2 protein-coding genes are annotated in these 4,238 nt (G+C 40.6%); both read right to left on the minus strand.

Annotated features, from left to right (window positions below):
* Window positions 1–41 precede the first annotated feature (41 nt).
* Complete coding sequence (locus tag ACT3QP_RS14145) at window positions 42–3,635, minus strand: toxin VasX (protein ID WP_444525947.1); 3,594 nt, start codon at window positions 3,633–3,635, stop codon at window positions 42–44.
* Window positions 3,632–4,238 (minus strand): hypothetical protein (locus ACT3QP_RS14150; protein WP_444525948.1); only part of this gene is annotated, 607 nt, incomplete at its 5' end. The genes ACT3QP_RS14145 and ACT3QP_RS14150, both read right to left, overlap by 4 nt.

The following is a 4,238-nucleotide window of genomic DNA, read 5'->3' on the forward strand; positions in this document are numbered from 1 at the left end:
CGTGGGTAGCAAAGTCGTCGCGTAATTGCATGTTTTTTTCCTTATTGACTCGTCACCGTAGTACGTAGTTGATAATGTGGGTGTGCATCTGGGTTCAATGAATATAGTGCGACCACTCTTAATTGCTCGATTTGACTATCAGGATCGCTCCGAGCTGCTTGACGGGCTTCTTCTATTCGGTTTTCCCTATTATTATGATACTCCCAAGATGAGTCTTTTATTGATTGCCAAGCTGGCTCTTTAAAGTGACTGGTCTCAGGAATATCTAAGGTGATTTGCAGCCCTTCTGAGGTCTCCCTGGTTTTGTTTTGTTGCTTTAGTATCCCTATGCTGACTGTCTCTGTGTTTAGGATTTGCTCTTGATCGCCAATACCGATGTATTGTACCTCAAGCTTACTTTTGTCTTCCCATTGACTGATGACAGCAGTCAGCTGCCCTGAGAGGACTTTATTGAAGCCTTCTGCCCTGGTGGTAAATCTTGGCTCAAGCCGAATACTGGTCAATGCCAATGCATAGGCATGCATGTCTTGCTCAAGACTTGCCATCGGTGTGATTTTTTTGGCTGAGTTGCTAAAAGGGTTATTTGGATAGTCGTTGACATCGATCATTTTTTTGTTGCCAAAGACACCTGCATCTAGCCAATAGTGTACTGGGAGGATATTGCTTTTATCATAGTTAGATGCGATCCAACCAGCAAAAAAGCTCACTGTCCAGGCGACCGCCATAATTCCCACTACCCAAGGCATTGCAAATCCTAAAGCAATTGCTGTACCTGTAATACCTGCTGTTAATGCTGCACCTGCAGCGACACCTGTTGCTACAGCACTACCATAACTTTTACTCTCTAACTGTCTCTCTAATGAAATAGACAAACTATAAATCTCAAAACCAGCACCCACAGCACCAAGTACACCGACGCTGAGACTCAGCCTTGCGACCCATGCACTGCGTGCTACTTTCATCTGTAGCCCAGCATTGGCTACATCAAGGCTAGCACTGGTCAAAGCAAGTGTTGTACTGGTATAAGCTGTCATAAACTCAAGACTGGCACGATCGCCTCGAACTACCATCGCGCTAATTTTATCTTTATTGATTAATGTACTTCTTAACTGAAAGGCCATCACGGCGGCTGAGATCATGGCGGCCTTACCTGCTGATCTTCGATCTAGCTGTCGATAATCATCGTCAGTCGTCCTCAGCAAACTATCCAGCTCAGTGCCTGACTGTGACAGTTGCCTACTAAGAGATGTGGCCTTGTTTACAGCATCGTCTCCAAGATACGTAACAACATCTAAGACTGCTTGTCTGTTACCTGAAGCAGCATCGTTGACGGTTCTTACTGCAGTAGCATCTAAATTAAATGTTTTTGCAAAATCTATAGCAAAGGGAGCACTTCGTCTGGATGCCGATGAACCGGCCAAAATTGCCTCCTTGTCTATAGCAGCAGGGAGTAATTTACTATCCATATTGAGTGAGGCTTTTGTAATATTTTTCTTTACTTGATGTTTAAATGGTATATGAAGCACTTTTAGGAAACCTTGTTTCCACCCTGATGTTTTAGCAACAGAGGCTCTAATGTATACTTCTCCTCGGTTTAATAAACCATGCTCAGTTTGAATGTATTGTTGATTATTTGAATAGGTTTCAATAATTCTAGCTTGATTAGCAGCAATTTTATTTATTTCATCTACCTTAGTAGCGACAGATATAGACGCATTTTTTGCAATCTTTCTCTGCTTTTTATTTTTATCAAACATCTCTATCCACTGTGCAACAGCACCAGTAGCCTCACTGAGACGTGCTGAGTTTTCATAGGCTGGCGGGTTTTCAAATCTGTTAAGATCTTCTTTATCAAGCCCGATTAATGCCTTAAAAAACCAGTTATCTTCAGTAGACTGTTCGCCGGAGATGCAAGGCAGTAACGACTGTCTAAACTCTTGCTCCGCTGTCATACCGTTTACTTTCTTGGGGTTATAACCTGACCATATTGCATCTGGTATACCCATATTACTCTCATCAATACCGATGCCTTGAGTCGCTTCAGCGATAATTTGAGCATAGCCTAAATGGCTTTCTTCATCATTTTCTGGAAAGTCTTCACGCATGACAAAAGCGAAGTCTAGTGTGTCCTGTTTGTTTTTGTCATAGCCGATGGCATCTATAAATATTTGCCTAGCTTTGGCAATATCCCTTTTATCACTTTTACTCTTTTTTGCAGCAGACAAAACTGATTTGAACCTTGAGCGGTCGATATAGTCATAGATATTCTTATTGTTCGCCTGACTTACTTTATTTCGGCCGTCTATATGATAAGCCAACTCAGAAGGTGATTGTGATCTGGAAGAATCGTACCCAGTACCTGCTTCTACCCTCATTCTAATATTGTCAATAATAATGGCATTGACTTGCTCTCGCATTTGACCTTTATTTTTTTGAGCATCATCTAATTTCTTAAGTAGGTAATTCCGTTTCTCCGCTGCTGCCAATACATCTCCTACGGGATCGTGTAGAGCAACCATCATAGGTTTGGTATCTTTTAGAATCTTCAATTGGTGCTTTTCAGACTTTTCGTATAATTTACTATTCTCGTAATTCTCGTAACCTTCATTTATATTAGATTCAAGATCGCTTATCCTATCATTAATACCCCTTTCCATATTTTTGTATAGCTGAAAAGCCGAACTCATAGCACCATTAGCATCCTCTTTTAGGATAATCTCCTCAACTTCTCCATCTTCATCTTCATCTTCACCAACAACTGTTTTTGAATACTTTTCATGTACTGTAAATTTATCACCGATGTCACCGCCCTGCTCTAGCTGCTTTCGTTGATGAAAGCTATTTATATACTCTATTTCCGGGAGGTATTCAGACATATATTTAGTATTTTTATTATCAATCAAGTCATCAGCGACGAACTTTTGCATACGCTTATCGCGTAATGCTTCATCATAAAAATATTTTTTTAATGCTGCTTTACTTAGCTGGGCATGACTGACCATGAACCATACTACGTCACCTGGATATAAGGTATAATATTTACTATCTAACGTACTATGACTATCTCGATCGCAGGTAGCTGGCTGTACCATTTCGTCAAATGTGTCATCGTCAGACTCATCTATATTTGTCACCTCTATCTTATTAGTATCTTTTTCTTTTTTTTCTTCAAAATCATCTTTGTTATACGTTGTAACTCTCTTTAATGCACCATCTTTACCTGTAAATATTTCTTCAACAAACTTTTCTTCATTTCCTTCACCATCAATATAATCATTAAAACAATAAAGGTAGGTGTGTGTAGGTAGGCTCGCAATAGCATCATGTTTGGCTGATTTTGAAGACAACGTATCCCTAAAATAACGCTTATCCTTGCGACTTACTCTATAATCATATCGACTAAATACCACAGGTAAAACCGGTATACCTGTCTGTCCACATTCATAAGCACGACATCCTGTTGCTTCTACTGTAATTGCGTCTAATTCAACAGACGGCAGAGAGCTATCATCCGTACCACTACCTTCTGATGTTCGCTCTACAGGCACCGATTCTATAGAGTTTTCTGATACATCTGCTTCCTTGTCATCCATTCCGAAAGTACTTTTTATAAAATCCAACACACCATCACTCATGCCTGTACTCCTTTATTTTTAATTCGCTCTAAGCTTTTGACAATATTCTTAATGGCTTGCTGCTGCGACATTTTACGCTGAGCAATCAGTAGAGCTTGACTGATGATAATGTCATAAACTCGATCATTGATTACCACTTGGCCCTTTAACTGCCGCAGTATCATATTTATCCACTCTGTCTGTATAAGCAGCTGCCACTGCTGCTGACTGAAGCGAAAAGGTAACGGCTTAAGCTGATCTAGTGCCACTTTCGTATTAGACGGATAGACCTCACTAGGTGTCGGCAACGTTACCTCTGTAAAGGTGTTATTCCAATCTACATAGTGAATACGAGGTAATCTCAGTTGATATACTTGCAATTTTTGTTGATCAGTCCACAGGTGTGTTAATAGCGCTAATACTCTAGGATCCCAATAGCGCAAATAACGACGCTTGTTTGTCCCCATTCCATACGCCTGTCCTATCAGATAGATACTATGTTTGAGCATTTCAGTGATTGGTTGGTCAAACAGCCATAGACAGACGCTACGTGGGTGCGGGTGACCAGATATATCATAGGTGTTTTCATATAGTGCCAATGCCAGTAGCTGCTCAAGTAGCCGT

Source organism: Psychrobacter sp. AOP7-B1-24 (assembly GCF_052376215.1).
GTDB lineage: Bacteria > Pseudomonadota > Gammaproteobacteria > Pseudomonadales > Moraxellaceae > Psychrobacter.